This window comes from Pseudomonas sp. NFX1, from assembly GCF_051123555.1.
GTDB lineage: Bacteria > Pseudomonadota > Gammaproteobacteria > Pseudomonadales > Pseudomonadaceae > Aquipseudomonas > Aquipseudomonas capeferrum.
The window spans coordinates 5,741,659-5,766,981 of sequence record NZ_CP169366.1; the positions used below are offsets into that span (position 1 = coordinate 5,741,659).

Annotated in this window: 23 protein-coding genes; 10 read left to right on the top strand and 13 right to left on the bottom strand. The window is 64.2% G+C overall.

The genetic code is table 11. The features are described 5' to 3' along the window. Positions 1-15 precede the first annotated feature (15 nt). From DJ563_RS25885 to DJ563_RS25925, 9 genes are all read right to left on the bottom strand, one after another. A complete protein-coding gene (locus DJ563_RS25885; protein WP_434518556.1) occupies positions 16-3,060 on the bottom strand; it encodes a multidrug efflux RND transporter permease subunit in 3,045 nt (1,014 codons plus the stop codon). Between the two features lie 12 nt (positions 3,061-3,072). Then, entirely contained in the window at positions 3,073-4,221 is a 1,149-nt protein-coding gene (locus tag DJ563_RS25890) for an efflux RND transporter periplasmic adaptor subunit (RefSeq protein ID WP_434518557.1), read from the bottom strand. A 162-nt stretch (positions 4,222-4,383) separates the two neighbouring features. After that, a complete protein-coding gene (locus tag DJ563_RS25895; protein WP_033702801.1) occupies positions 4,384-5,481 on the bottom strand; it encodes a DUF1513 domain-containing protein in 1,098 nt (365 codons plus the stop codon). 2 nt (positions 5,482-5,483) lie between these two features. Further along, a complete protein-coding gene (locus DJ563_RS25900) occupies positions 5,484-6,548 on the bottom strand; it encodes an imelysin family protein (RefSeq protein ID WP_095064201.1) in 1,065 nt (354 codons plus the stop codon). 18 nt (positions 6,549-6,566) lie between these two features. Then, a complete protein-coding gene (locus DJ563_RS25905; RefSeq protein ID WP_274100079.1) occupies positions 6,567-7,994 on the bottom strand; it encodes a di-heme oxidoredictase family protein in 1,428 nt (475 codons plus the stop codon). A 162-nt stretch (positions 7,995-8,156) separates the two neighbouring features. Next, positions 8,157-9,491, bottom strand: coding sequence for an imelysin family protein (locus tag DJ563_RS25910; RefSeq protein WP_274100078.1), 1,335 nt, complete (start codon positions 9,489-9,491; stop codon positions 8,157-8,159). A 148-nt stretch (positions 9,492-9,639) separates the two neighbouring features. After that, on the bottom strand, positions 9,640-11,691 hold the full coding sequence (locus DJ563_RS25915) for a putative bifunctional diguanylate cyclase/phosphodiesterase (RefSeq protein ID WP_274100077.1): 2,052 nt from the start codon (positions 11,689-11,691) through the stop codon (positions 9,640-9,642). Positions 11,692-11,957: 266 nt separating this feature from the next. Next, positions 11,958-12,554: a superoxide dismutase gene (locus DJ563_RS25920; protein ID WP_033702796.1), complete on the bottom strand. Its 597-nt coding sequence runs from the start codon at positions 12,552-12,554 to the stop codon at positions 11,958-11,960. 478 nt (positions 12,555-13,032) lie between these two features. Beyond that, on the bottom strand, positions 13,033-13,632 hold the full coding sequence (locus DJ563_RS25925; RefSeq protein WP_047582705.1) for a LysE/ArgO family amino acid transporter: 600 nt from the start codon (positions 13,630-13,632) through the stop codon (positions 13,033-13,035). Positions 13,633-13,756: 124 nt separating this feature from the next. Here DJ563_RS25925 and DJ563_RS25930 point away from each other — a divergent pair, with 124 nt between their 5' ends. The 3 genes from DJ563_RS25930 to DJ563_RS25940 all read left to right on the top strand — a co-directional run bounded on the left by DJ563_RS25930 (position 13,757) and on the right by DJ563_RS25940 (position 16,653). Next, the gene (locus DJ563_RS25930) at positions 13,757-14,647 is read left to right on the top strand and encodes a LysR family transcriptional regulator ArgP (protein ID WP_274099966.1); all 891 of its coding nucleotides are present in this window, start codon (positions 13,757-13,759) and stop codon (positions 14,645-14,647) included. A gap of 49 nt (positions 14,648-14,696) precedes the next feature. Then, the gene (locus DJ563_RS25935; protein ID WP_033702793.1) at positions 14,697-15,701 is read left to right on the top strand and encodes an NAD-dependent epimerase/dehydratase family protein; all 1,005 of its coding nucleotides are present in this window, start codon (positions 14,697-14,699) and stop codon (positions 15,699-15,701) included. A 79-nt stretch (positions 15,702-15,780) separates the two neighbouring features. Then, the gene (locus tag DJ563_RS25940; RefSeq protein ID WP_274099965.1) at positions 15,781-16,653 is read left to right on the top strand and encodes an ATPase; all 873 of its coding nucleotides are present in this window, start codon (positions 15,781-15,783) and stop codon (positions 16,651-16,653) included. Positions 16,654-16,693: 40 nt separating this feature from the next. On the opposite strand, the gene DJ563_RS25945 is transcribed toward DJ563_RS25940, so the two are convergent. Both DJ563_RS25945 and DJ563_RS25950 read right to left on the bottom strand, forming a co-directional pair. Continuing rightward, on the bottom strand, positions 16,694-17,743 hold the full coding sequence (locus DJ563_RS25945) for an alkene reductase (RefSeq protein ID WP_274099964.1): 1,050 nt from the start codon (positions 17,741-17,743) through the stop codon (positions 16,694-16,696). Positions 17,744-17,755: 12 nt separating this feature from the next. Beyond that, positions 17,756-18,058, bottom strand: coding sequence for an ArsR/SmtB family transcription factor (locus DJ563_RS25950; RefSeq protein WP_434518558.1), 303 nt, complete (start codon positions 18,056-18,058; stop codon positions 17,756-17,758). Positions 18,059-18,209: 151 nt separating this feature from the next. Between DJ563_RS25950 and DJ563_RS25955 the strand changes: the two genes are divergently transcribed. Next, positions 18,210-18,794: an ACP phosphodiesterase gene (locus DJ563_RS25955; RefSeq protein ID WP_274099962.1), complete on the top strand. Its 585-nt coding sequence runs from the start codon at positions 18,210-18,212 to the stop codon at positions 18,792-18,794. 51 nt (positions 18,795-18,845) lie between these two features. On the opposite strand, the gene DJ563_RS25960 is transcribed toward DJ563_RS25955, so the two are convergent. Together DJ563_RS25960 and olsB are read right to left on the bottom strand one after the other, a co-directional pair. Continuing rightward, the gene (locus DJ563_RS25960; RefSeq protein WP_274099961.1) at positions 18,846-19,634 is read right to left on the bottom strand and encodes a lysophospholipid acyltransferase family protein; all 789 of its coding nucleotides are present in this window, start codon (positions 19,632-19,634) and stop codon (positions 18,846-18,848) included. Continuing rightward, entirely contained in the window at positions 19,634-20,389 is a 756-nt protein-coding gene (gene olsB / locus DJ563_RS25965) for an L-ornithine N(alpha)-acyltransferase (protein WP_274099960.1), read from the bottom strand. Before olsB ends, DJ563_RS25960 begins: the two co-directional genes overlap by 1 nt. A gap of 150 nt (positions 20,390-20,539) precedes the next feature. Here olsB and DJ563_RS25970 point away from each other — a divergent pair, with 150 nt between their 5' ends. From DJ563_RS25970 to DJ563_RS25995, 6 genes are all read left to right on the top strand, one after another. Continuing rightward, entirely contained in the window at positions 20,540-21,427 is an 888-nt protein-coding gene (locus DJ563_RS25970) for an acyl-CoA dehydrogenase (protein WP_434518559.1), read from the top strand. Between the two features lie 81 nt (positions 21,428-21,508). Beyond that, entirely contained in the window at positions 21,509-22,573 is a 1,065-nt protein-coding gene (locus DJ563_RS25975) for a serine hydrolase domain-containing protein (protein WP_434519752.1), read from the top strand. After that, complete coding sequence (locus tag DJ563_RS25980) at positions 22,570-22,878, top strand: amidase (RefSeq protein ID WP_434518560.1); 309 nt, start codon at positions 22,570-22,572, stop codon at positions 22,876-22,878. Before DJ563_RS25975 ends, DJ563_RS25980 begins: the two co-directional genes overlap by 4 nt. Positions 22,879-22,921: 43 nt before the next feature. Continuing rightward, positions 22,922-23,503, top strand: coding sequence for a YceI family protein (locus DJ563_RS25985; RefSeq protein WP_434518561.1), 582 nt, complete (start codon positions 22,922-22,924; stop codon positions 23,501-23,503). 1 nt (position 23,504) lies between these two features. After that, complete coding sequence (locus tag DJ563_RS25990) at positions 23,505-24,662, top strand: phospholipase D-like domain-containing protein (RefSeq protein WP_434518562.1); 1,158 nt, start codon at positions 23,505-23,507, stop codon at positions 24,660-24,662. 51 nt (positions 24,663-24,713) lie between these two features. Then, positions 24,714-25,292, top strand: coding sequence for a DJ-1/PfpI family protein (locus DJ563_RS25995; RefSeq protein WP_434518563.1), 579 nt, complete (start codon positions 24,714-24,716; stop codon positions 25,290-25,292). The last annotated feature ends 31 nt before the right edge of the window (positions 25,293-25,323 follow it).

Consider the following 25,323-nt stretch of genomic DNA (forward strand, 5'->3'; position numbering starts at 1 on the left):
TTTTTGTGGGCCGTTTCAGGCGATCGATGTTTCCCTGGCCTGCGTCTTGTGCGCCAGCAAGGTGTAGATACAAGGCAGCACAAACAAGGTAAACAGCGTCCCGATCGACATCCCGGTTGCAATCACCGTCCCGATATCGAACCTGCTCACCGCCCCCGCACCGGTCGCCAGGATCAACGGCACCATGCCGAACACCATTGCCGCAGTGGTCATCAGCACCGGGCGCAGGCGAATGGCTGCCGCTTCCTCGATCGCCTCGCGCACGCTCAAGCCTTTTTCTTCGCGCAACTGGTTGGCGAACTCGACGATCAGAATGCCGTGCTTGCTGATCAGCCCGATCAGGGTCACCAGCCCCACTTGGGTGTAGATGTTCATGCTGGAGATGCCCAGGAACAGCGGCAGCAGCGCACCGCAGATCGACAACGGCACCGTCACCAGAATCACCAAGGGGTCACGGAAGCTCTCGAATTGCGCGGCCAGCACCAGGAAGATGATCGCCAGCGCCAGGCCGAAGGTCACCCACAGGGCGCTGCCTTCCTGGACGTATTGGCGTGCCACCCCGGCATAGTCGAAGGCGAAACCTTCCGGGGCCTCTTCGCGGGCGATGGCCTGCACGGTCTGCAGGGCCTCGCCCAGGCTGACCATGGGCACGCCCTGGATGATCGCCGAGTTCAACTGCTGAAACTGGTTGAGCTGGCGCGGGCGGGCGCGGTCGCTGAGGGTAATCAGGGTCGACAGGGGCAGCAACTGGCCCTGGTCGTTCTTCACGTAGTAGTTGTTCAGCCAGCCGGGGTTGTCGCGGTACGGCCGCTCGACCTGGGCAATCACCTTGTAGCTGCGGCCCTCCAGGGTGAAACGGTTGATTTCCGCCTCGCCCAGCAAGGTCGCCAGCGTGCCGCCCAGGGTGTCCATCGAAACCCCCATCTGCGCCGCTTTGGCACGGTCGATATCGACCACCACCTCAGGTTTGTCGAAGGCCAGGTCGATGTCGAGGAAGGCGAACTTGCCTGACGCTTGGGCGCGGGTCTTGATGCGCTGAGCTACCTCCAGCAGCGCCGGATAATCCCCGGCGGTGTTGATCACAAACTGGAACGGCAGGCCCTCACCGGTGCCGGGCAGCGATGGCAGGTTGAAGCCGAAGATCTGCAGGCCGCCGATTTCCTCAAGCTTGGCCTGCACCAGCGGCAGCAGCTCCATCTGCGTACGTTCGCGCTCGTTCCACGGCTTGAGCAGGAAGCCGCCGATGCCGCTCTGCACACCGTTGAAGCCGTTGATCTGAAACGACGAGTAGTACTCGGGGAAGGCTTTGAACAGTGGCGTGAACTGGTCGGTGTAGGCATTGAGGTAGTCGAGGTTGGCCGGTTGCGGCGAGCTGCTGATCATGAAGATCACCCCTTGATCCTCGTTGGGCGCCAGCTCGTTCTGGGTGAACTTGAGCAGTACCGGGATCAGGCACAGGATGATGACCGCGAACACCAGCACCACCGGCCGGCTGTTCAGGGTGGCGTGCAGCAGGCGCTGGTAGCGCACCTTGAGGCGCTCGAACAGCCGGTCGAGGCGATGGGCAAGGCCTGTGGCGTTCTGTTCCGGGCGCAGCAGCAGCGCGCACATCATGGGTGAAAGGGTCAACGCGACGATGCCGGAGATGATCACCGCACCGGCCAGGGTCAGCGCGAACTCCTTGAACAGCGCTCCTGTAAGCCCGGTCAAAAAGCCGATAGGGGCATACACCGCCGCCAGGGTGATGGTCATCGAGACCACCGGCATGGCGATTTCCCGGGCACCTTCGAGCGCCGCATCGAACGGCGATTTACCTTCTTCCATGTGCCGGTGGATGTTTTCCACCACGACGATGGCGTCGTCCACCACCAGGCCGATCGCCAGCACCATCGCCAACAGGGTCAACAGGTTGAGCGAGTAGCCCATCATCTGCATGAAGAACAGCACGCCGATCATCGACAACGGGATGGTCACCACCGGGATCAGCACCGAGCGCAGGGCACCGAGGAACAGGAACACCACGACGATGACAATCAGCACCGCTTCGCCGAGGGTCTTGATCACCTCGTCGATGGAGGCCTGGATGAACAGCGTGGCGTCGTAGGCAATCGACACCTTCAGCGCCGAGGGCAGTTGGCTCTCAAGCTCCGGCATGATGCGCCGGACTTCCTTGATCACTTCCAGCGGGTTGGCGGCCGGTGTTGCCTTGATGCCGATGTACACCGAAGGGATGCCGTCGAACGAGCTGACCGTGTCGTAGTTTTCTGCGCCCATCTCGACCCGCGCCACATCGCCCAGCAACACCCGGCTGTCGCCACTGGTCTTAACCGGCAGGGCGGCGAACGCCTCGGCAGACTTGAGTTCGGTGCTGGCATTGATGCTGGTGACCACGTACTCGCCCTTCACCTCGCCGGCAGCGGAGAGGAAGTTGTAGCGGCGCACGGCGCTGGTCACGTCGGTTGCCGAGAGGCCGAAGCCGGCCAGCTTCACCGGGTCGATCCAGATGCGCATGGCGAACACCTGGTTGCCGAGAATTTCGGCCTCGGCCATGCCCGGCAGGGTGGCAAGCTTGGGCTGGATCACCCGTGACAGGTAGTCGGTGATCTGCGGGTTGCTCATTTCCTTGCTGTAGAAGCTGATGTACATCAGCGCCGAGGCATCGGCGGCCTCCTTGCTCAGCACCGGGTCTTCGGAATCTTGCGGCAGCTTGTTGCGCACCTCGTTGGCCTTGGCCAGCAGTTCGGTGAACAAACGGTCACTGTCGGCGCCAATGCGCGCATAGATGGAGATGATCGAGAAGTTCTGCCGGCTCACCGAGGTCATGTAGTCGATGCCTTCGGCGCTGGCCAGGCTTTGCTGCAGGGGCTGGGTGATATAGCCCTGGATGGTTTCGGCGTTGGCACCCGGGTAGGCGGTGGTCACCGTGATCAGGGCGTTCTCCATTTGCGGGTACTGGCGGATCTGCAGTTTGCTCCAGGCCTGAAAGCCCAGCAGCAAGATCAGCAGGCTGACGACGCTGGCCAGGACCGGGCGGCGGATGAACGGGTCGGTGAACGCCATGCCTGCCTCCTGTCAGTCGTTGTGCGGGGTGCCGTGATCAGGCGTGACCGCCTTGTCCTGGCCAATGCGGATCGCCGCGCCCGGGGTCAGTTTCAGCTGCCCGGCGGTGACCACCTGCTCACCAGCCTTCAGGCCCTTGCTGACCACCACCACGCCGTCGCGGCGCTCGCCGGTCTGCACGGTGCGTTGCTCGGCGCTGAGCCGGGGTTGGCCATCGTCGGTTTTCTCTGGGGTGCCGTCCTCGCCCTGCTTGGGTGTGGCGACATACACCGAGTTGCCATACAGGGTGTAGGTGATGGCGCTTTCCGGTACCACCACGCGCGGCTGCGGGTCGGGCAACAGGATCAGCAAGTTGGCAAACATGCCCGGCAGCAGCTTGCCGTCGGGGTTGGCCAGGGTGGCGCGGGCCAGCAGGTTGCGGGTGGTTTCCTCGACCTTGGGGTTGATGGCGCTGAGGCTGGCGGGGAAGGTCTGGCCGGGGTAGGCCGCCACCTGCAGCAACACCTGCTGGCCCAGGCTCAGGTGCGGCAGGGCCTGTTCGGGCACGTTGAAGTCGACGTAGAGGCTGGACAGGTCTTGCAGGGTGGCGATCACGGTGCCGGCTGCCAGGTAGTCGCCGACATCGACCTGGCGGATGCCGATGGTGCCGCTGAAGGGGGCACTGATGCTTTTCTTGGTCTTCGAGGCCTTGAGCTGATCGACCACTGCCTGATTGCGCCGGTACTGGGCGGTGAGGCGATCGTACTCGCCACGGGAAATGGCCGAGTCGACCACCAGCTGGCTGCCCCGGCCGAAATCGACCTTGGCCAGGCCCAGGTCGGCCTGGGCGGTGCCGAGCAGGGCGGTTTCCTGGTCGTCGTTGAGTTGCAGCAGCAGTTGCCCGGCCTTGACCTTCTGGCCGGAGTCGAAGTGCAGGCTTTTGACGATGCCTTCGACTTCAAGGCTCAGCTCGACGCCTTGCAATGCCTTGAGGCTGCCGACGGCGGGCAGGCGCTCTTGCCACTGGCGTTCTTCGGCCAGCGCCGCTGCCACGGTGATGGGCGGTTTGGGGGCAGTGAACACCTGGATCTGCTGGTAGATCGAGTAGGCCTTGTAGCCCCCCAAGGCCAACACGATCAGCAGAACGACGGCCAACATGATGAGCATGCGGCGGCGCAGCATAGGTCCGGTTCCTTGGATACGTGGTTGTTATTCGTTTTGACACGACAACGGGCGACCCTGCCCACGTGTGGATGGGGCAAGTATTGACTGTTTTTGGCAGGATGGGGAATTGCTTTGTGTGTGCTGGCCTCGCGAAGAGGCCAGTATTGGCAGCCGAGAAGATCAGGCCAGGTGCAAGTGGTTGTCCCAGAATCCGGAAGGCAGCTGCATCGGTTGCCCGATCAGCTCGGCCTTGCGGCAATCGTAAAAGCGGCAACGCCCCTGCCCGGAAGTCACGACAAAGCCATCTTTCACCGCACCTACCCCAGCGCAATCGGGCATTGGTGCATCCAGCTTCACCGCGCCACTGTCCAGGTCCCAGACGAACAAGCGGTTGGCCCGCGGCGCCGTCAGCGCCACCAGCCGCAAGTCGCTGTGGATGGCAACGCTGGCGGTGTACTGGGCCATGGCCTGCAACTGCCGCTCCGGCACCGGGAAGGCCTTGAACGGCTCGCCCGGGCGCTTGATGGCCAGCAGCTCGGCCGTCTCATCGGCGTCGCCCATGAACTGCTGGCAGGCGGCGATGGTGCCGTCGTCGCCAATAGCCAGGTGACGCACGCTGTTCATCTGCTGGGCGAGGGTTTCCTTGCTCAGCAGGGTGCCGTCGCGCTGCATCAGCACCAGGCTCGGTTGCATGGCGTCGAGGTTCATCTCCACGCGGCTTTCGGCCTCGGTGCGGATGCCGCCGTTGGCCACCACCAGTGTTTCGCCGTCTGGTAGCCAGGCCACTTCATGCGGGCCGATACCGTGGGTCGAGAGCTCGCCGCTGTGCACCAGGCGTTCGCCCTCGAAACGGTAGACGCCCAGCACGCCGCGCCCAGGGTCGCGGGTATCGTTCTCGGTGGTGTACAGCCACTCGCCATCCTTGTGGATGACCGCGTGGCCGTAGAAGTGGCGGTTGGGCTGCGAGGTCACGGTTTGCAGCAGACGCCCGTCGCGCAGGTCGACCAGGTAGCTTTCGGTACCCGGGCGGCGGGCGACGAACAGGGCGATCGGCAGCTCGGGGTGGTTGATGATGGCGTGGCAACGCTGGGCAACCTGGGTGCTGAACACCTGGGTGCCGTCCAGGCGAAACCCGACGGCGTAATGCTTGCCATCGCCATCGTCACGCGCCGAGAGCAGCAGAGGTTCGCCGCCTTTGTTGCGCAACAGGCTCCAGCCGCCCAGGGTCAGGGCGCTGAGCAATACACTACCGAGTTTGAGGGCCTGGCGTCGCAGCATGATCAGTCACCGTCGTTGGCATTGAAGCCCAGCTGGATGTTCAACGCCTTGGCCAGCTCGCCTTCGTGCAGGCGGTGGACGACGTTGAGGCTGTCGTAGATCTGGTTGAGGGTCTGCTTGCCGGCGTCATCGGCCAGCAGCTCGCCGAGGGTCTTCTGGTTGTCGGCCAGCAGTTTGATGGACGTAGCGTAAGCCTCGTCGATCTTGCCCGCCAAGGCCTTCTGGTCGCTGCCCAGCAGGCCGCGCAAGCCCTGGTTGTCGACCCCGACCCAGACCGCCTGGGCAGCCTTCAGGCTGGCCTCCAGGCTCTTGAGCGAAGAATGGCTGCGCCAGGCTTCGGCCTGCAGCGGCTGGACGATGCCCTTGCTCTGCCGGCCCATGGGGGCGCCGAGCTTTTTCTTCAGGGTATCCAGGGCGGTGACCTGTGCGCGCAGCAGATCGGCGATGGCCTCGTGGGAGTCGGCGTAGCGCTGGTTGGGGAACTTGGTCATCTGCGAGAGCATGCCGTCGGTGCTGTTCCAGCCCTTGAGGATCTCTTCGGCCAGGGCCTTCTGGTGGTCGGCGATGGCCACCAGCAATGGGCAGTAGCGGGCCTTCTGTTCAGGCGTGGCAACATCCGGCTTGCTGTCGAAGAGGATGTACTCGTAGGCCGACAGGCCGCGCACCACGACGCTGGCCTTGCCCAAGGTAGCGGCATCGACGGGCTTGTCGGCGTTGACCAGTTGCTCGACCTGGCGGCCGACCAGGTTCTTCTTGTCGGGCCAGAACTGCACCTGCCAAGGACGGTTGCCTTCGGCCAGTGGGCCGACCAGCAAGGGTTGCAGCTCGGCCCAGGCCTTTTGCGCAGTAAGGAAGTCGGCGCGGGCGGTGTCCAGGCTGGCCTTGCCTTCGCAATAGGCCAAGGCGCTGACGGCCAACTGGCGGTCGGCTTCGACCCAGCGGCTGTAGGTGGGCAGGATCACCTGCTTGGCGATGGCGGCGGAGGTCACCGCTTGCGGGTCCTGCGGCGAGCAGGCGCCGAGGGCGAGTGCGGCGAGGCTGGTGAACAACAGTTTAGGTCGGAACATGCCCGGCTCCTTGCGCGTTTAAAGTGAATTCAGGAAAGCCAGCAACGCGGCGCGCTGCTCGGCATTGAAGGTGAGTACGAAGTTGCGCGCCGCTTGCGCTTCGCCACCGTGCCAGAGCACAGCTTCGAGCAGGTTGCGGGCGCGGCCGTCGTGCAGGAACTGGCTGTGGCCACTGACCGTTTCGCTCAGGCCTATGCCCCACAGCGGCGGGGTGCGCCAGTCCTGGCCATTAGCGGCGAATTCGGTGCGTTCATCGGCCAGGCCCGGCCCCATGTCATGCAACAGCAGGTCACTGTAGGGGCGGATCACCTGGCCGGCCAGCTCAGGCTCTGCGGCGTTTGCGGCGGTGGTGAATTGCGGGGTATGGCAGCCTTGGCAACCGGCCTGGAAGAACAGGTTCTTGCCCGCCAGCACCTGCGGCGAACCCACGTCACGACGGGCAGGCACTGCCAGGTTGCGGGTGTAGAAGGTCACCAGGCGCAGGATGTTGTCGCTGACTTCCTTTTCGCCACCGTTGCCATCGCCATTGGGGGCGGCCAGGCAGTCGACTTGCGCCGCGGTGCAGTCGTCCTTGGGTTGCAGGGTGGTGGTCAGGCCCATGTCGCCGGCAAACGCATGGACGTTCTGCTGGTTGACGTTGGGTTGCCCGGCTTTCCAGCCGAAGCGGCCAACCACGGTTTTGCCCTCGGCGTCGTCCCAGACCCGGTTGGCACGGCCACGGATACCATCGCGGTTGCGGTCGTCCGGGTCTTCGTTGGCCAGGATATCGGCTTCGGGGATGGCTTCGAGCAGGCCAAGGCCGATCATCGGCGGCGCCACGCGGGCCGAGAAACGGGTGTCGGGGTGCATCGCGCCGTAGCCAAGCTGGGTGATCTGCAGGCTTGGGCGGCGCAGCTCGAGCTGATGGCCGTCCTTGAAGGTGACAGCCTGGTTGGCGTAGGTCACCCGCACCTTGCCCTCCGGCGCCACCCCGGGGATGGCCATGTCCTGCAGCTGGGTGCCGTATACCGGCTCGGGGACCACGCCCAGGCGTTCGATCACCTTGGCCAGGTAAGGCTGGTCGGGGATCGACAGGCGCACCAGCATCGACACCGCGTTGCTGTCATCGAGCGCTGGCGGGTGGCCACGGCCATCGCGTACGTGGCAGTTCTGGCAGGCATTGGTGTTGAACAGCGGGCCGAGCCCATCGCGCGCGGTGGTGGTGGACGGGGCGATCACCCACGGGTTGCGAAAGAAGCTGTTGCCGACGGCGAAGTCCAGGCGCCGCTCGGGCGAGAGGTTGGCCGAAGGCAGGGAGTAGGCATTGCGATCACTGCGCTGGACCGTCGCCTTGCCACCCGACAGCGCTTCGCCGGGCTCGGCCTGGGTGAAACGCGGGGCGTCATCACAGGCAGCGAGGGCAAAGGCCAGCAGCAGAGGAGAGAGTCGGAACAGCGACGAGGACATCTAGAACCCTGGGCGTGAGCGAAAAACCGGCGTGCAAGCTTAGCAAAGTGGGGATGTTTGAATAAGAGCAATTTGCAATTGCTGGATGAAATCAGTGTCAGGCAGGACAAAACAAAAAAGGCGACCCGAGGGCCGCCTTCTTCAGAACCGCTACAGCAGGGATCAGAATTCGTGATCGGCCGTGTCCGGGTTCAGGTTGGTAATGCCCAGCTTGCCTGCGGCTTGCTCGATCGCACCGGTCTGCTTGACCAGGGAAGCGATGGCATCACGCACGATCTGGTTGCCGGCCGCATTGTCGGCGGCGATCAGCTGGTCGTAGTGCTCGCCCTTCAGGGCGTGGTCGACGATCACCTGGATCTTCGCTTCGGTGGCTTCCAGGTCGGCCTTCAGGGTGGCGTCGGTGGCCGGGTCAACCTTGGCCACCAGCGACGACAGGCTCGGGCCGGTCACCTTGCTGCCATCCGGGCGGGTGTACTCGCCCAGGTAGACGTTGCGGATGCCCTTGGCGTCGTAGAAGTGCGAGTAGTGGGTGTTGTCACTGAAGCAGTCGTGCTCGTCTTCAGGCGAGTTGGCTTCCAGCGAGACTTTCATGCGCTCGCCCGCCAGTTCGCCCAGCGACAGGCTGCCCATGCCGAACAGCATCTTGCGCAGGCCGTCGTTGACCGACTCGGCTTCCAGCTTGGCGCGGTAGTTGTCGGCGACGTTCGGTGCCCAGTTGCCGACCATCTCTTCGAGGTCCTTGACCAGCAGGTCGGTGACCGCTTTCAGGTAGGCACGACGGCGGTCGTTGTGGCCGCCGGTGGCGCCGTTGCCTTCCAGGTAGTCGGAGGCTGGGCGGTTGCCGGCGCCCGGGCCGGTGCCGTTCAGGTCCTGGCCCCAGAGCAGGAATTCGATGGCGTGGTAGCCGGTGGCGACGTTGGCTTCGGAGCCGCCCAGCTCGTTCAGGCTGGCCAGCTTCTCTGGGGTGATGTCCTTGACGTCGACCTTCTCTTCGCCGACCTGGATCTCGGTGTTGGCGATGATGTTGGCGCTGGCGGCCGGGTTGCCCAGGGCGTGCTCGTAGCTCTTGTCGACGTAGTCGATCAGGCCTTCGTCCAGCGGCCATGCGTTAACCTGGCCTTCCCAGTCATCGATGATGGTGTTGCCGAAGCGGAAGGCTTCGCTCTGCAGGTACGGCACACGCGAGGCGAACCAGGCTTCCTTGGCGGCCTTCAGGGTTTCGTCGTTGGGCTGGGCAAGGAACGCGTCGACAGCGGTCTGCAGGGTCTTGGCGGTGCTCAGCGAGTCGCTGTACACGGCGTAGACCAGTTCGGCGTAGTGCTTGACCACCGCCTTGCCAGCCACTTCATCGACAGCCCCAGGCGCCGCAGCGGGGGTGCTGGCGGCAGCAGGTGCCTGAGCTTGCGGAGCGGCAGCCTTGTCATCTTTTTCGCCGCAACCGGCGAGAGCGATGGCGATGGCCAGCAGACTGGCGGAGGCCAGAGGCATTCGAATCATTATTGGTTTCCCTGCGTCGTGTGGTTGGACCGTGCGGCGTGGCACGCGAAACCGCAACATCATGCGAAAGATTTGCATTTGCTGTAAAGGGGCGAACGCGCAATTCATGTAAATGCCGGTCACGGCCTGTAACCGGGGGCGCCAGCGGCTAGAACATCGAGACCTGGTTGCGCTGGGCCTGCTTGAGGAAGTTGGTCAGCTCGCGGGCCGACAGGGGCTTGCTGTAGTGGTAGCCCTGACCCTCGTGGCAACCCTGGGCGATGATGTAGGTCTCCTGCTCGGCGGTTTCCACGCCTTCGGCGATTACCTGCATGCCCAGGCTCTTGCCCAGCTGGATGATGGCACGGACGATGGTGGCGTCGTCATCGTCGTCGAGCAGGTCCTGGACGAAGCTCTTGTCGATCTTGATCTTGTCCAGCGGCAACGACTTCAGGTAGCTGAGCGAGGAGTAGCCGGTGCCGAAGTCGTCGATGGCGATCAGCGCCCCGGAGCGGCGCAGGCTGAGCAGGTGCTGGGCGGCCGTGCTGATGTCTTCCATCAGGCCGGTCTCGGTGACTTCCAGCTCCAGGCTGCGCGGTGGCAGGCGATAGGCTTGCAGCAGGTTGTTGACCACCCGCGGCAGCTCGCTGTGGTGCAGTTGCACGGTCGACAGGTTGACCGCCATGCGCAGGTCGCTGAAGCCCAGGTCGTGCCATTCGCGCAGCTGCCGGCACGCCTGGTCGAGCACCCATTCGCCGATGGTGATGATGTTGCCGTTCTGCTCGGCCAGCGGGATGAACTGGTCGGGCGGGACCATGCCCAGCTCCGGGTGCTGCCAGCGCAGCAGGGCCTCGACGCCGACCACACGGTGGTCGCGGTAGCTGATCTGCGGCTGGTACACCAGGTACAGCTGATTGCGCGGCAGCGCTTCGCGCAGGTCTTTTTCCAGCTCGCGGCGGCGGCGCATCTCGCTGTCGACGCTGGCGATGTAGAACTGGTAGCGGTTGCGCGAGCGGGCCTTGGCCAGGGTCATGGTCTGTTCGGCTTTCTGCAGCAGCTTCTCGGTGCTGTCGCCGTCTTCGGGGAACAGGGTGATGCCGATGGTGGCGCGCAGGCGGATCTGATGGTGGTCGAGGTCGAACGGCACTTCCAGGTCGTCGAGGATGCTCTGGGCCAGCTCGGCCGCTTCATAAGGCTGCTCGATATTGGCCTGGACCAGGGCGAACTGGTCGCCCCCCAGCCGCGCCAGCGCCCCCAAGCGGCCACTGTGGGCCCGCAGGCGGTCGGCCAGGGCCAGCAGCAACTGGTCACCGACCTGGTAGCTGAACTGCTCGTTGATGCCCTTGAAGTCGTCCAGGCCCACGCACAGCACCGCCACGCGATGCTGCAGGCGCCCGCCATCGACGAGGATTTTGTCCAGTTGCTGCTGCAGTTGCTGGCGATTGGGCAGGCCGGTCAGGAAGTCGTACTGCGCCATGCGTTGCAGGCTGTTCTCGGCTTCATGGCGCAGGTGGGTATTGCGCTCGATGGAAGCCAGCAACTGGTTGGCGGTGTTGACCCAGAGCCCCAGTTCGTTTTTCTCGTGGCCCTTGAGCAGGGGAATCTGGTGTTGGCTGGGGCGGTCGGGGTTGATCTGGGTCAGGTGCTCGATGATCTTCGACAGCGGCTTGGTCAATAGCCAGTGGTAGACCAGGTACAGCACCAGGCCCATGGCCAGGGCACGCAGCACGCCGGAGATGAAGATGATCACTGCATTGATCAGGAAGTCTTCGCCATAGGACGAGGTGTCGAGGGTGATGCTCAGGTCGCCGTAGTATTCGCTGTACGGGCCGCGGCCGACCAGTTGGGTGGTGTAGGTGCGTTCCTGGCCGAGAATCAGGTCGGTCAGCCAGCGCATCGACATGTCCTGCAGCGGGCGGGACTTTTCTGCCAGCATGGTTTCGTTGGGGTGGCCGATGGACGCCATGCGTACCGATTCGTCCTGGAACAGGCCTTCCATGACCTGCATGCCCATCTCCCGGTCAAGGCTGTACACCGCCTGGGTCGAAGGGTCGCGGAACATGTCGAGGATGCGCTGGGCATCGTTGTTGACAGCCTGGCGGGTCTTGTAGGTGTCATAGACAATTTGCGCACAACTGAGCACGACGCCCACTGCGAGCGCCGACAGCAGCACGACCCTGAGCAACTTGACCGACAAGCTGTTCCGCAATTCCAGCTTCAATGGGGTTTCCTTAATCCATGCGCATGGCATCATTTTGCCATCAATGAAACCAATACACTATCGGCCGGTGTGCCACGGACACAGCGCGAGGAGCGGGGTTGTCCTTGGCAGTATATCGGTCGCCTGGCCCTGCAACTTGAGTGCGCTGTATCAACTTTCCAGAGGTTTGATGTTAGCGCGCAATCCTGGCTGAGCAAGAGGCCATGACCTGCGCATAAAAAAACCCGGCACCAGGGCCGGGTTCTTCGTTCAAGGCTGAATAAGCATCAGGCCTTGAAGGTGTTGCCTTCGAACTGTTCGGCAACGAATGCCCAGTTGACCAGGTTCCAGAACGCCTCGACGTACTTCGGACGTACGTTGCGGTAGTCGATGTAGTAGGCGTGTTCCCAGACGTCGCAGGTCAGCAGCGGGGTGTCGCCGTTGGTCAGCGGGTTGCCGGCGCCGATGGTGCTGGCCAGGGCCAGGGAACCGTCAGCTTTCTTCACCAGCCAGCCCCAGCCGGAACCGAAGGTGCCAACCGAAGTCTTGGTGAACTCTTCCTTGAACTTGTCGAAGGAACCGAAGGCGGTGTTGATGGCTTCGGCCAGGGCACCGGTCGGTTGACCACCGGCATTAGGTGCCAGGCAGTTCCAGTAGAAGGTGTGGTTCCAGACTTGAGCGGCGTTGTTGAAGATGCCACCCGAAGAGGTCTTGACGATCTCTTCCAGGGTCTTGCCTTCGAATTCGGTGCCTGGGACCAGGTTGTTCAGGTTCACGACATAGGTGTTGTGGTGTTTGTCGTGGTGATACTCCAGGGTTTCCTTGGAGATGTGCGGCTGCAGGGCATCGTGGGCGTACGGCAGCGGCGGCAATTCAAAAGCCATGGTGGATCTCCTGATTCAGGTCTATTTGCGGTTTGCGCAAGGCCGATCACGGGCGGCCCGATAAGCGTCGGCGAGTTTGTACTCTTTGCGACGCAAGGGCTGGATCATAGCACCGGGCCCGGCGCATAACCACGCAACAAACATAGGGAATAGAGGTTCCAGAGCGGTTGGGCGCTGCCGACCAATGGTGTTCGCCGCAGCCCTCGCATCGCCTGTGAGAACGAGCGCCGCCCGCGCGGCGCATCGCGAGCCAGCTTGCTCCTACATTTGTTTCGGGCCAGTGAGGCCTGTGGCATTTGCGCGCGACCGCCTTGTTTGTCCGACGCGATATTGAGACGAGCACCACGGGGCCGCGCGCCAATGCCTCAGGAATAATTGGCCCGAAACAAATGTAGGAGCGGCCTTGCGTCGCGATGCGCCGCGCGGGCGGCGCACGATCTCACAAGCGACAAACCTGCTGTGACAAGCCCCCCAAAACTCAACTAAAGATCAACTGCGCCGCCACCGCGAACATCATCACCGCCACCATCAAGTCGAGCATCCGCCAGGTCGCTGGCCGTGCCAGCCACGGTGCCAGCCAGGCCGCGCCGATCGCCAGGGTCGAGAACCACAGCAACGACGCACTGGCCGCCCCCGCCACATAGGCCCCAGGCACCGTCTGCTGGGCACCGAGCGAACCGATCAACAGCACCGTGTCGAGGTACACATGGGGATTGAGCAAGGTCACCGCCAGGGCACTGAGCAGCACCGCGCGGCGCGAACGCACGCCCTGGCCTTGCTGATGCTGCAGGCTCTGCTTGGAACAGGCGCTGCGCAAGGCTTTGGCGCCATACCACAACAAAAACAGCGCGCCGCCCCAGCGAGCGATGGCCAGCAGTGTCGGGTTGTGCGCCAGTACCGTGGCCAGGCCGAATACCCCGGCAGCCACCAGCAGGGCGTCGCAGACAATGCACAGGGCAGCCACTGGCAAGTGATGCTCGCGGCGCAGGCTCTGGGCGAGGACGAAGGCGTTTTGCGCGCCAATGGCCATGATCAGGCCGAAGGCCACCAGCATGCCGTTCAAATAACTTTGCCACATGGCGGGATACTCCACTGACGCCACGGGACACGGGCGTTGTTCAACGAAAGAAGATGCTGGCCATTGTGGATAAAGCCGCTGTATAAGAAAAACAAATAAAGCTGATCAGGCATTAGAGAAATCGATGTTCGACTACAAGCTGCTGGCCGCCCTTGCGGCGGTGATCGAGCAAGGCGGCTTCGAGCGCGCGGCGCAGGTGCTGGGGCTGTCGCAATCGGCCATTTCCCAGCGCATCAAGCTGCTTGAAGCACGGGTCGGCCAACCGGTGCTGGTGCGTGCCACGCCACCGAGCCCGACCGAGGTCGGGCGCCAGTTGCTCAACCATGTGCAGCAGGTGCGCCTGCTCGAACGCGACTTGCAACGTCAGGTGCCGGCGCTGGACGAGGAGGGCATGCCCGAGCGTTTGCGCATTGCCCTGAACGCCGACAGCCTGGCCACCTGGTGGGCAGGCGCGGTAGGCGCGTTTTGCGCTGAGCACAACCTGCTCACCGACCTGGTGGTGGAAGACCAGGAAGTCGGCCTTAAACGCATGCGGGCGGGCGAAGTGGCCGCCTGCCTGTGTGGCAGCGAACGGCCGGTGGCCGGCGCGCGCAGCCTGCCTTTGGGCGCGATGCGTTATCGCGCGCTGGCCAGCCCGGTGTTCATGGCGCGGCACTTCCCACAGGGTTTCGAGGGCAGGCGCCTGGCCCGCACGCCGGCGATCGTGTATGGCCCGGACGACTTTCTGCAACACCGCTACCTGGCATCGCTGGGTATCGAAGGCGGTTTCCTGCATCACCTGTGCCCGTCGTCCGAAGGTTTTCTGCGCATGACCGAAGCGGGGCTTGGCTGGGGGCTGGTGCCTGAGTTGCAGGCACGCGAACAACTGTCCAGCGGGCAATTGGTGGAAATATGCGCCGATACTCCCATCGATGTGCCGCTGTACTGGCATCATTGGCGCAATGGCGGGCAATTGCTCGCGCAACTGACCGATCACCTGCGGTACACGGCACGGCAATGGCTGGTGCCGTTGTAGCCACGGCTGGCGTCAGTTGCATCTGAAATCTGGCAAGGCGGAGTCTTACATGCGAATTCTGGTCACTGGCGCGAGCGGCTTCATCGGCGGGCGCTTTGCGCGCCTGGCCCTGGAGCAGGGCCTGGACGTGCGGGTCAGCGGCCGACGTGCCGAAGGTGTCGAGCACCTGGTCAAGCGCGGGGCGCAGTTCATCCCTGGCGACCTGGGTGATGCCGAACTGGCCCGGCGCCTGTGCCAGGGCGTCGAAGCGGTGGTGCACTGCGCGGGTGCGGTGGGTAACTGGGGGCGCTTCCAGGACTTTCACCAGGGCAACGTGGTGGTCACCGAAAACGTGGTCGAAGGTTGCCTGAAGGAGCATGTGCGGCGCCTGGTGCACCTGTCGTCGCCGTCGATCTACTTCAATGGCCGCTCGCGCCTGGACATCCGTGAAGACCAGGTGCCGCGGCGCTTTCATGATCACTACGCACTGACCAAGCACCTGGCCGAGCAGAAGGTGTTCGGTGCCCAGGAGTTTGGCCTGGAGGTGCTGGCGCTGCGCCCGCGCTTTGTCACCGGTGCCGGTGATGCCAGCATCTTCCCTCGGCTGATGCAGATGCAGCGCAAGGGCCGTGTGGCAATCATCGGCAATGGCCTGAACAAGGTCGATTTCACCAGCGTGCACAACCTCAACGAAGCATTGCTCAGCGCCTTGTTCGCCGACGACCGCGCGCTGGGCCAGGCCTACAACATCAGCAATGGGCAGCCGTTGCCACTGTGGGATGTGGTCAATTACGTGATGCGCCAGATGCAACTGCCGCAGGTTACCCGTTACCGCTCCTATGGCCTGGCCTACAGCCTGGCCGCGTTGAACGAGGCGGCCTGCATGCTGTGGCCGGGGCGCCCGCAGCCGACCTTGTCGCGCCTGGGCATGCAGGTGATGAGCCGTGATTTCACCCTGGACATCAGCCGCGCCCGGCAATACCTGGACTACCAGCCCAAGGTCAGCCTGTGGACGGCACTGGACGAGTTCTGCGCCTGGTGGAAGCACCAGCCCGAAGGCCTGAAGTTCGGCTGAGGCTGATGATGGTCATCAACGTGCCGCGCTTGCGGTTTATACTCGTGCCTCTTTGCGACTACTGCGGTTGAATGTATCCATGCGTAACCATGCTCACGACGATTACGATGATGTGCCTACCCTGAGGGCCGGCACCCCCGACGATGACGAACTGATGCCAGCGCACGTGGTGCGCAATCGCCAGAAAGCCGAGCGTGGGGCCAGCACCGCGCCTTTGTGGGCGCTGTTGGGGGCGTCGTTCATCGCCTTGGTGGGGTTGGGCTGGTGGAGCTTTCAGCAGATATCGCTGATGGAGCAGCAACTGGTCGCGACCCAGGAAAGCTTTGCCCGCATCAGCGAAGAGGCGGCCGGGCGGCTGCAGGCCATCAGCGGCAAGGTGGCGGCCAGCGAATCGACGGTCACGACCGGCAGCGAGGCCTTGAAACTGCAGATCCGTCAGTTGCAGCAAGGGGTGGCCGGGCAGACCGGTGACCTGGGCAAGCGCCTGGAGCAGGTGCTGGCCGATACCCGTGAACAGCAAAAAGCCGTGACTGAGCTGCAGACCCAGTTGCAGGCGCAGTTGAAGCTGGTGAATGGCGAACTGGCTGCGCTGAAGTCCAGCCAGGTCGATGGCGGCAAGCTGGATGCCCAGTTCAAGACGTTGACCACGGATGTGGCTGCCTTGAAAGCAGCGCAGGTGGATGGCGGCAAGCTGGATACTCAGCTCAAGAGCCTGGGCAGCGATGTGGCTGCGCTGAAGAAGCAGGGCAACCCGAGTGCGGCGATCCAGAACCTGGAGCAGGACATGCTGGTGTTGAAGAGCCAGATCGACAATCGCCCGGCTGCTGCGGCGTCGCCGAGCGGTGCTTCGGTGCAGGAGTTCGATGCGTTCCGCGGGCAGATGACCCGCAGCCTGAACACGTTGCAAAGCCAGGTCCAGAACCTGCAACAGCAGATCAACGCGCGGCCTTGAGCCTTACCGCCGGGGCAACGCGCCCCGGCGGCCGATCCGCTTACAGGCGCGGGTAATCGATATAGCCCACCGGCCCCTTGCCGTAGAACGTTTCCGGGTGTGCCGGGTTCAAGGGGGCATCTGCCGCCAGGCGCGCCGGCAGGTCCGGGTTGGCGATGAACGGCACGCCGAACGCCACGGCGTCGGCCTTGCCGCTGGCCAACGCGGCATTGGCACTGGCCTTGTCAAAACGCTCATTGACGATGTACGGGCCGCCGAACGCTTGCTTGATCAGTGGGCCGATGCTGTCGTCGGCGTCTTTCTCCCGCGAGCAGATGAAGGCGATGCCGCGCTTGCCCAGTTCACCGGCGACGTAGGTGAAGGTCTCGGCCCGGTCGGCGTCGCCCATGTCGTGTGAGTCGGCACGCGGCGCCAGGTGCACGCCCACGCGGTTTGCCCCCCACACTTCAATGGCGGCGTCGGTCACCTCAAGCAGCAACCGTGCGCGGTTTTCCAGCGAACCACCGTAGCGGTCGGTGCGCTGGTTGGTGCTGCTTTGCAGGAACTGGTCGAGCAGGTAGCCATTGGCGCCATGCACCTCGACCCCATCGAAACCGGCGGCCTTGGCATTTTCGGCGCCGCTGCGGTATGCCTCGACAATGTCGACAATCTCTTCGGTTTCCAGTGCGCGGGGGGTGGGGTAGTCGGTGAGCGGACGCACCAGGCTGACATGGCCCTTGGGCTTGATTGCGCTGGGTGCCACGGGCAGCTCGCCGTTCAGGTAGCTGGGGTGGGAAATGCGGCCGACATGCCACAGTTGCAGGAAGATGCGCCCGCCGGCACCGTGCACAGCCTTGGTGACGTTGTTCCAGCCGCGCACCTGTTCATCGTTCCAGATGCCTGGGGTATCGGGGTAGCCGACACCCATTGCTGTGACCGAAGTCGCCTCGCTGAGGATCAGCCCGGCGCTGGCGCGCTGCACGTAGTATTCGGCCATCAGTGCGTTGGGCACCCGGCCTTCATCGGCGCGGCAGCGGGTCAGCGGGGCCATGATGATGCGGTTGGGCAGTTGCAGGTCACCCAGCGTGATCGGGTCGAAGAGCGTAGTCATGCGGTTTCCTTTTCAGAGCGTTCGGCTCAACTGTGCGAGGAAGGCCTGAAGGGTCTCCTCATTGCGTTTGAAGAAGTGCCATTGGCCGATCTTCTGGCTGTTGATCAGGCCGGCGCGCTGCAAGATGGCCAGGTGCGCAGAGACGGTCGACTGCGACAGGCCGCAGCGTTGGTCGATCTGCCCGGCACAGACGCCGTGTTCGGTGCTGTGGTGCTGGTCAGGAAACTGCGTTGCCGGGTCCTTCAGCCAGTCGAGGATTTGTCGCCGTACCGGGTGGGCCAGGGCTTTTATTATTTCGTCCAGATCGAGGGGCATGGGGTGGGCTCGTGGTGAAGCGGTAAATCGCGGTAGGGCGAAATGTAAATCGGTATTTCGCGATATACAAATATGAAGAGGTTCTGAGCTGAGCACCAATCGCTATATCGTGTGATGACGATATAGGCGTGGGCGGTGCTAGACTTGCGCCATGAACTACCTCGCACACCTGCACCTGGGCGGCCCTGCGCCGCAGCAATTGCTCGGCAGCCTGTATGGCGATTTCGTCAAGGGCTCGCTGGAAGGGCGCTTTCCACCAACGCTGGAAGCGGCGATCCGCCTGCACCGGCACATCGACAGCTATACCGACCGCCATCCCGTGGTATTGGCTGCGTTGGCACGCTTCCCCGCACAGCGGCGGCGCTTTGCCGGCATTGTCCTCGATGTGTTTTTCGACCACTGCCTGGCGCAGCATTGGGCGGACTATGCCGAGCAGCCGTTGGCGCAGTTCACCGGCAATTTTTATCGGGTGCTGCTGGCTGAACCCGAGTTGCCAGGGCGCCTGGCGCGCATTGCGCCGTTCATGGCGGCGGATGACTGGCTCGGGGCGTATGGCGATTTTGCGACGCTGGAGCAGGTGTTCAACGGCATTGCACGGCGGCTGTCGCGGCCGGAGGGGATGAGCGGGGTGATGCCGGAGCTAGAGCGCTTGTATGAGCCGTTGCTGGCGGACTTTCGTGAGTTCTATCCACAGTTGCAGGCGTTTGCGGCGGTGGGGCGGGTGTCGGGCACTTAGTCAAGTACTGCCTGCCCCGGCCGCTTCGCGGATACAGGCAGCCCAAGACAATCAGGCAGCCCGCGCCTGCCGCCGTGGCACCCCCTCTGCCTCTTCAACCCCGAACAACGCCCCATTAATGGCTTGCTGCGCCTGCAAGGCCAGTACCGCTCGCTCTTTCTGCGCGCTGGCAATCGGTTGCAGCAGGTGAATGCACACCTCGCCACGCGGCTGGGCAAACAGCCGCAGCAGGTGTGACACCAGGTCATCATCGCCAATGAAAGGCGCAATCGGGTCGATCACGCCATCGCGCAAGTACTGGATCGCCACGGGTTGAACTGCCACGCCCTGGTCGATGGCGCCTGCCAGTAACCGGCCGTGGAACGTTCGCAGGCCATGGCCGTTGGTGGTAGTACCCTCCGGGAAGATCAACAGTGGCCGGGCTTCGCCCAGTTGCGTGCTGATCTGCTCGCGCAGACGCTGGCTGTCGCCACCGCCGCGGCGGATGAACAGCGTGCCGGCTTTCTCTGCAAGCCAGCCGGCCACCGGCCAGTGACGGACTTCGGCCTTGGACAGGAATGACAGCGGCTGCAGCATGCCGAGCAGTGGGATGTCGGCCCAGGAAACGTGGTTGCTGACCCACAACATCGGCCGCTGCGGCAGTTGGCCGATTACCCGCACCTCGAACGGCAAGGCGGCTACCAGGCGCTTCATGAACAGGCAGCTCCAACGTTGCCGGCGCTCGATGGAGGCCTCCAGGCCAAGGCGTTCGCCAAGCGCGATCACGCTGGCCATCAGCATGCCCAGCAGCAGGACCAGAAACAGCCGTGTCAGGCGGGCCAGTACCCGCAGCTTGGGCATCAGACCGCCGCCTTGAAGTGGCGGGCGTAGCGCGGGCAGAGGTCGTCGCGCTTGAGCAGGATGAACACGTCGGCAACCTGGAAGTCTTCGTCCCAGCATGGCTCGCCGCAAATCTTCGCGCCCAGGCGCATATAGGCCTTGAGCAGCGGTGGCATTTCGGCGATGACGTTGCTGGGCAGGGCCAGGCTTGGCAGGGGTTTTTTCGGCTCGGCCCGCAGGTGCTCGGTGCATAGGTAACGCTCGCGCAGGCGCTGCATGACCGCATGGGCCTGCACGCCACCGTCCTGCATGGGGATGCTGGCGCAGCCCATCAGGTAGCTGTAGCGCCCTTCGTTGAGCACTTCGGCGAGCTCGCCCCAGAGCACGGCGATGGTGCCGCCGTTACGGTAGTCGGCGGCCACGCAGGTGCGCCCCAGCTCCAGGATCGGCCCTTGCAACTGCACCAGGCCGTGCAGGCTGAACTCTTCTTCGCTGTAGAAACGGCCCAGGCTGCTGGCCGCCTGGTGGTCGAGCAACCGGGTGGTGGCTACCAGCTCGCCGGTGCTCAGGTCGCGCACACCGATATGGCGGCAGTGCGGGTCGTAGTCGTCCATGTCCAGGCCGTGTTCGGCACCTTTGAGCTTGGCCTTGAATTCTGCACTGAACACTTTGTAGCGCAGGGCCTGGGCTTCCTGCAGGGCCGTGGCGCCGACCAGGCGTTCGGCTTGCAGACGGCGTGCAGTGCTGGTGTCGCCAGCGTGAGCGATCCGAGTCATTACGAGTCTCCATAAGCCAGCCATGAAGGGTTGCGGCCGGTCGGCTTTGTTGTGCAAAGTCAGCCTAGGTAGACGGGGTGTCACCCCTGTGAATCTTTGGTGATGCTTGCGTGACACCCTCCCACACGCCCCAGCAAGGAGCATCCTGCGATGGCTTGGCTACAACGACTCAACGACCCGCTGCGCCTCCCCATGGCCGGCACCCTGGGTGAAACCTACGCCGCGCTGCTTGAGCGCCTTGGCCAGGTAGCCCCGTTCGAACTGGCGGTGCTTGGCGGGCGCGCCATGCCCACGCCGGGCCTGGCGTTTCTGGTCGGCTACCAGGCCGCCTTGCGGGTGCTCTGGCCCAGTGCGCCAGCCAGCCTCGGCGCACTGTGCGCGACCGAACGGCGCAGCGTGCGGCCGGCAGACATGCGCACCCGCCTCGACGGTTTGCGCCTTGGCGGCAGCAAGGATTTCGTCACCGCCGGCCTTGAGGCGGAGTGGCTGCTGGTGGCCGCGCGCAGCGAAGCGCCAGGCGAGGCGCCGCGGCTGAACCTGGCGGTGGTGTACCCGGGTGAGCCGGGCGTGACGCTGGAAGCGTTGCCGACCTTGCCGCTGATGCCCGAAGTCGGCCATGGCCGCCTGCACCTGGAGCAGGCGGCTTGCGAGTTGCTGGCAGGCGATGGCTGGGATGCCTACGTCAAACCGTTCCGCTCGCTGGAGGACCTGTACGTGCTCGCCGCGTTGACGGCCTGGCTGTATGGCGTCGGCCAGGAATGTGCGTGGCCACAAGCGTTGCGCCTGCGTTTGCTGAGCGTGCTGGCCGGCTGTGCCGAGGGGAGCCGCCAGTGTGCCGACAGTGTCGGTTGCCATTTGCTGCTGGCGGGGTTGTTTGGCCAGTTCCAGGCGCTACGCGCCGACATCGATGAGGCGTTGCTGGCGGGGCCTGCGCAGTGGGCGCAGCTCTGGCAGCGTGATCAGGGGGTGATGGCGTTGGCGGCGGCGGCGCGGGAGAAGCGTTTGGCCAAGGCCTGGGCGGCTGCGGGATTGTCATGAAGGGCAGGCAGACTCGGTGAACCATTGAATGCTGGGGCCGCAAAGCGGCCCCATGGCGCCGAGGCCCAAGTGCTCGATACCCTGAAAGCCCTACTGGCAACCCTCAGCCTGGCAGTGGCCCCAGCCTGGGCCGAAGACTGGCCGGCCCCCGACTGGCAAACCGACCCCACCCCCATCGACTGGCAAGCCGTCGACGCCTATGCCTTCCCCGCTGACGGCAGCCTGCGCACCGACGCCCTGCTGATCATCCGCGACGGCCGCATCCTGCATGAACGCTACGCCGCGCCCACCACCGCCAGCACCGCGCACCTCACCTGGTCGGTGAGCAAGAGCGTGCTGGCCACGCTACTGGGCGTGGCCCAAGGCGAAGGGCGTTTCCAGCTGCAGGACCCGGTAGCCCGCTTCTACCCCCCGATGCAGGCACACCCAGAGGTGCGCCTGGGAGACCTGCTGCACTGGGCCAGCGGCCTGGCCTGGCAGGAAGACTACGAATACGCACCGTTGCACTCCTCGGTGGTGGCCATGCTCTACACCCGTGGTCGTGAGGACATGGCGGCCTATACCGCAGCGCGGCCTGCGGCGCAGCTACCGGGGCAGCGCTTTCTCTACTCCAGCGGCGACAGCAACCTGTTGGCAGCGGCCCTGCGCGGCATGCTCGATGCCGGGCAGTATGCCGACTACCCGTGGCAGGCGCTGTTCACGCCGCTGGGCATCAACAGCGCGGTGTGGGAGCGCGATGGCGCGGGGAGCTATGTCGGGTCTTCGTACCTGTACCTCACTGCCCGTGACCTGGCGCGCATCGGCCTGCTGATGCAGCGCGACGGGCGCTGGCGCGAACGCCAACTGGTGCCTGCGACATGGGTGGCGTTCAACCGCACGCCGTTTGCCCAGGCCGAGGCTGTACCCGGCGAGGCCAACCCAGGCGGCCACTGGTGGCTCAACAGCGCGTCGTCAGGCGGGGCTCGCCCCTGGCCGCATGTGCCGGCTGACACCTACGCCGCGCTCGGCCATTGGGGCCAGGCGCTGTACGTGTTGCCGACGCAGAAGCTGGTGATCGTTCGCTATGCCGATGACCGAGGCGACAGTTACCAGCATGAGCAACTGCTCGAACGGGTACTGGCGGCGCTGGCCGGGGAGGGCGCATGAGGCGGGTGCTGCTGGTGCTGTTGGCACTGCTTGGCGTGTCGTTGGGATGGAGCGGTTGGCAGGCACGTCAGGCGTTGGCGGACTTCCCGGGCATTCTTCCGGCCTACTCGGCCAAGGAGTACTGCTCATGCCGCTTCGTCATGGAGTTTGACCCGGCGTATTGCCGGGGGTACGTGAAACAATGGCTGCCCCTTGGCCAGCTGGCGGAAAACAGCGCGCAGCGCCTGGTCACGGCCGAGGGCCTGGGCCGGCGTAACCAGGCCGCATGGCAGGGCGCACGCGTGGGCTGCCGCTTGCTGCCATGATGGCGGGCGGGTAAGGTTGCGGTCTTGTTTCACGAGATCTGTCATGTTCAAGTTGCCCCGCCTGATGCCCGCCTTGTTGCTGGCTCTATGCCTGCCCGCCCACGCCAACTGGCACCTCGATGGCGAGTCATCGCGCCTGTCGTTCATCACCGGCAAGAACGGTGATACCGCCGAAGTCCATCGTTTCCTGGTGCTGCATGGCACGGTAGACCGCAAGGGCGCGGCCGGCCTGCGCATCGAGATGGACTCGGTGAGCAGCGGCATCCCCTTGCGTGACGAACGCATGCGCGACGGCCTGTTCGATGTCGAGCGTTTTGCCGAGGCGACGGTGAAGGCGCAACTGGACCTGCGCCCGATCAACGACCTGGCCAGCGGTGCGCAAATCGAACTGCGCCTGCCGCTGACCGTTACCGTGCATGGCCAATCCCACCGCTACAACGCCTTGCTGCTGGCCACGCGGCTGGACGAGCGACGCTTCCAGGTGGTGACCCTGGAGCCCCTGGTACTGCGCGCCGAGGATTTCGGCCTGATGCCGGGGCTGGAAAGCCTGCGCAAGTTTGCCGGGCTCAAGTCCATCAACCCATCGGTACCGGTCAATGCGGTGCTGATCTTCACCGCCCGCTGACATGCCGGGGCCGGTCTTCCCCTGGCGGGATGGCAACCAGTTCGAACTGCTGATCGACGGCCCCGAATTCTTCCCTCGCATGCTTGAGGCGATCACGCGCGCCGAGTTCCAGGTAGACCTCGAACTGTATCTGGTCGAGGCTGGCGCCTGCGCCGAAGCGGTCGTCGCAGCGCTGGAGCAGGCCGCAAGGCGCGGTGTGCGGGTGCGCTGCCTGTTCGATGACTATGGCTCGCTGGCCTTCAACAGTGCCCTGCGCCAGCGGCTGCTGGAAGCAGGCGTGTACCTGCGCTGGTACAACCGCCTGCGCTGGAAGCGTGGCTTGCGCAACCTGTATCGCGATCACCGCAAGCTGCTGTTGGTGGACGAGCGCTGGGCAGTGGTGGGGGGCACGGGCGTCACCGACGAGTTCTGGACGCCGGCCAGCGCTACCAGCGAATGGCACGAGGTAATGGTGCAGATGCAGGGGGCGGTGGTCAGCGACTGGCAGTTGTTGTTCGACCGCCAATGGCACGCCAACAACCGGCGCACCGCCTGGCGCCCAGCCGAAGGTTTCGGCCTGCCGCGCCTGCCCAAGGTGCCTGCGCAGGGGCAAGGCATGGGCCGGGTAGCCTATGCCGACGCCCGTCAGCATCAGGACATCCTGCATTCGCTGGTGCGCGCGCTCAACAGCGGCAAGCAGCGGGTGTGGCTGGCGACGCCTTATTTCTTGCCGACTTGGAGTGTGCGCCGCTCGTTGCGACGCGCGGCCAGCAAGGGCCTGGACGTGCGCCTGCTGCTGACCGGGCCGCGCACCGATCACCCCTCGGTGCGCTATGCCGGGCATCGTTACTACCCGCGCCTGCTGCGCGCCGGGGTGAAGATTTTCGAGTACCAGCCGTGTTTCCTGCACTTGAAGATGGCCGTGGTGGACGACTGGGTGAGCGTTGGTTCGTGCAACTTCGACCACTGGAACCTGCGTTTCAACCTTGAGGCCAATATCGAGGCCCTGGACCCGCCGCTGACCGCTGCCGTGGTGGCCAGTTTCGAGCGTGACTTCGCTTTGAGCGAAGAAGTCGACCTCGACCACTGGAACGCCAGGCCGCTGTGGCGACGGGTGAAGCAGCGGGTATGGGGTTGGCTCGACCGTCTGGTGGTCAACCTGCTCGACCGGCGTGACTGAGAGCGACTATCGTGCAGTGACTGTTCACAAGCAATGGAAGGAGTGGATGCGATGACGGCGAAGAAAATTCTCATGCTGGTTGGCGACTACGTCGAGGATTACGAAGCGATGGTGCCGTTCCAGGCCCTGAGCATGGTTGGCCATACGGTGCACGCTGTCTGCCCCGAGAAGCTTGCGGGCCAGACCGTGCGCACCGCGATCCATGATTTCGAGGGTGAGCAGACTTACAGCGAAAAGCCGGGGCACAACTTTGCCCTGAACTATGACTTTGTGCGGGTGCGTGCCGAAAGCTATGACGCCTTGCTGATCCCCGGTGGCCGTGCCCCGGAATACTTGCGCCTGGATGAGCGGGTGCTGGAGCTGGTCAAGGCGTTCGACCAGGCGGGCAAACCGATTGCGGCGGTGTGCCATGGCGCGCAGTTGCTGGCAGCGGCGGGTGTGCTGGAAGGGCGCGAATGCAGTGCCTACCCTGCCTGTGCGCCGGAGGTGCGTTTGGCGGGCGGGACGTTTATCGATATCGCGGTGGACCAGGCGCATGTGGAAGGCAACCTGGTGACCGCGCCGGCATGGCCTGCCCACCCGGCCTGGCTGGCGGCTTTCCTCAAGGTGCTAGGTACACGTATCACCTGATCTGCAAGGCCGCTTGTACAAAAAGCGCATG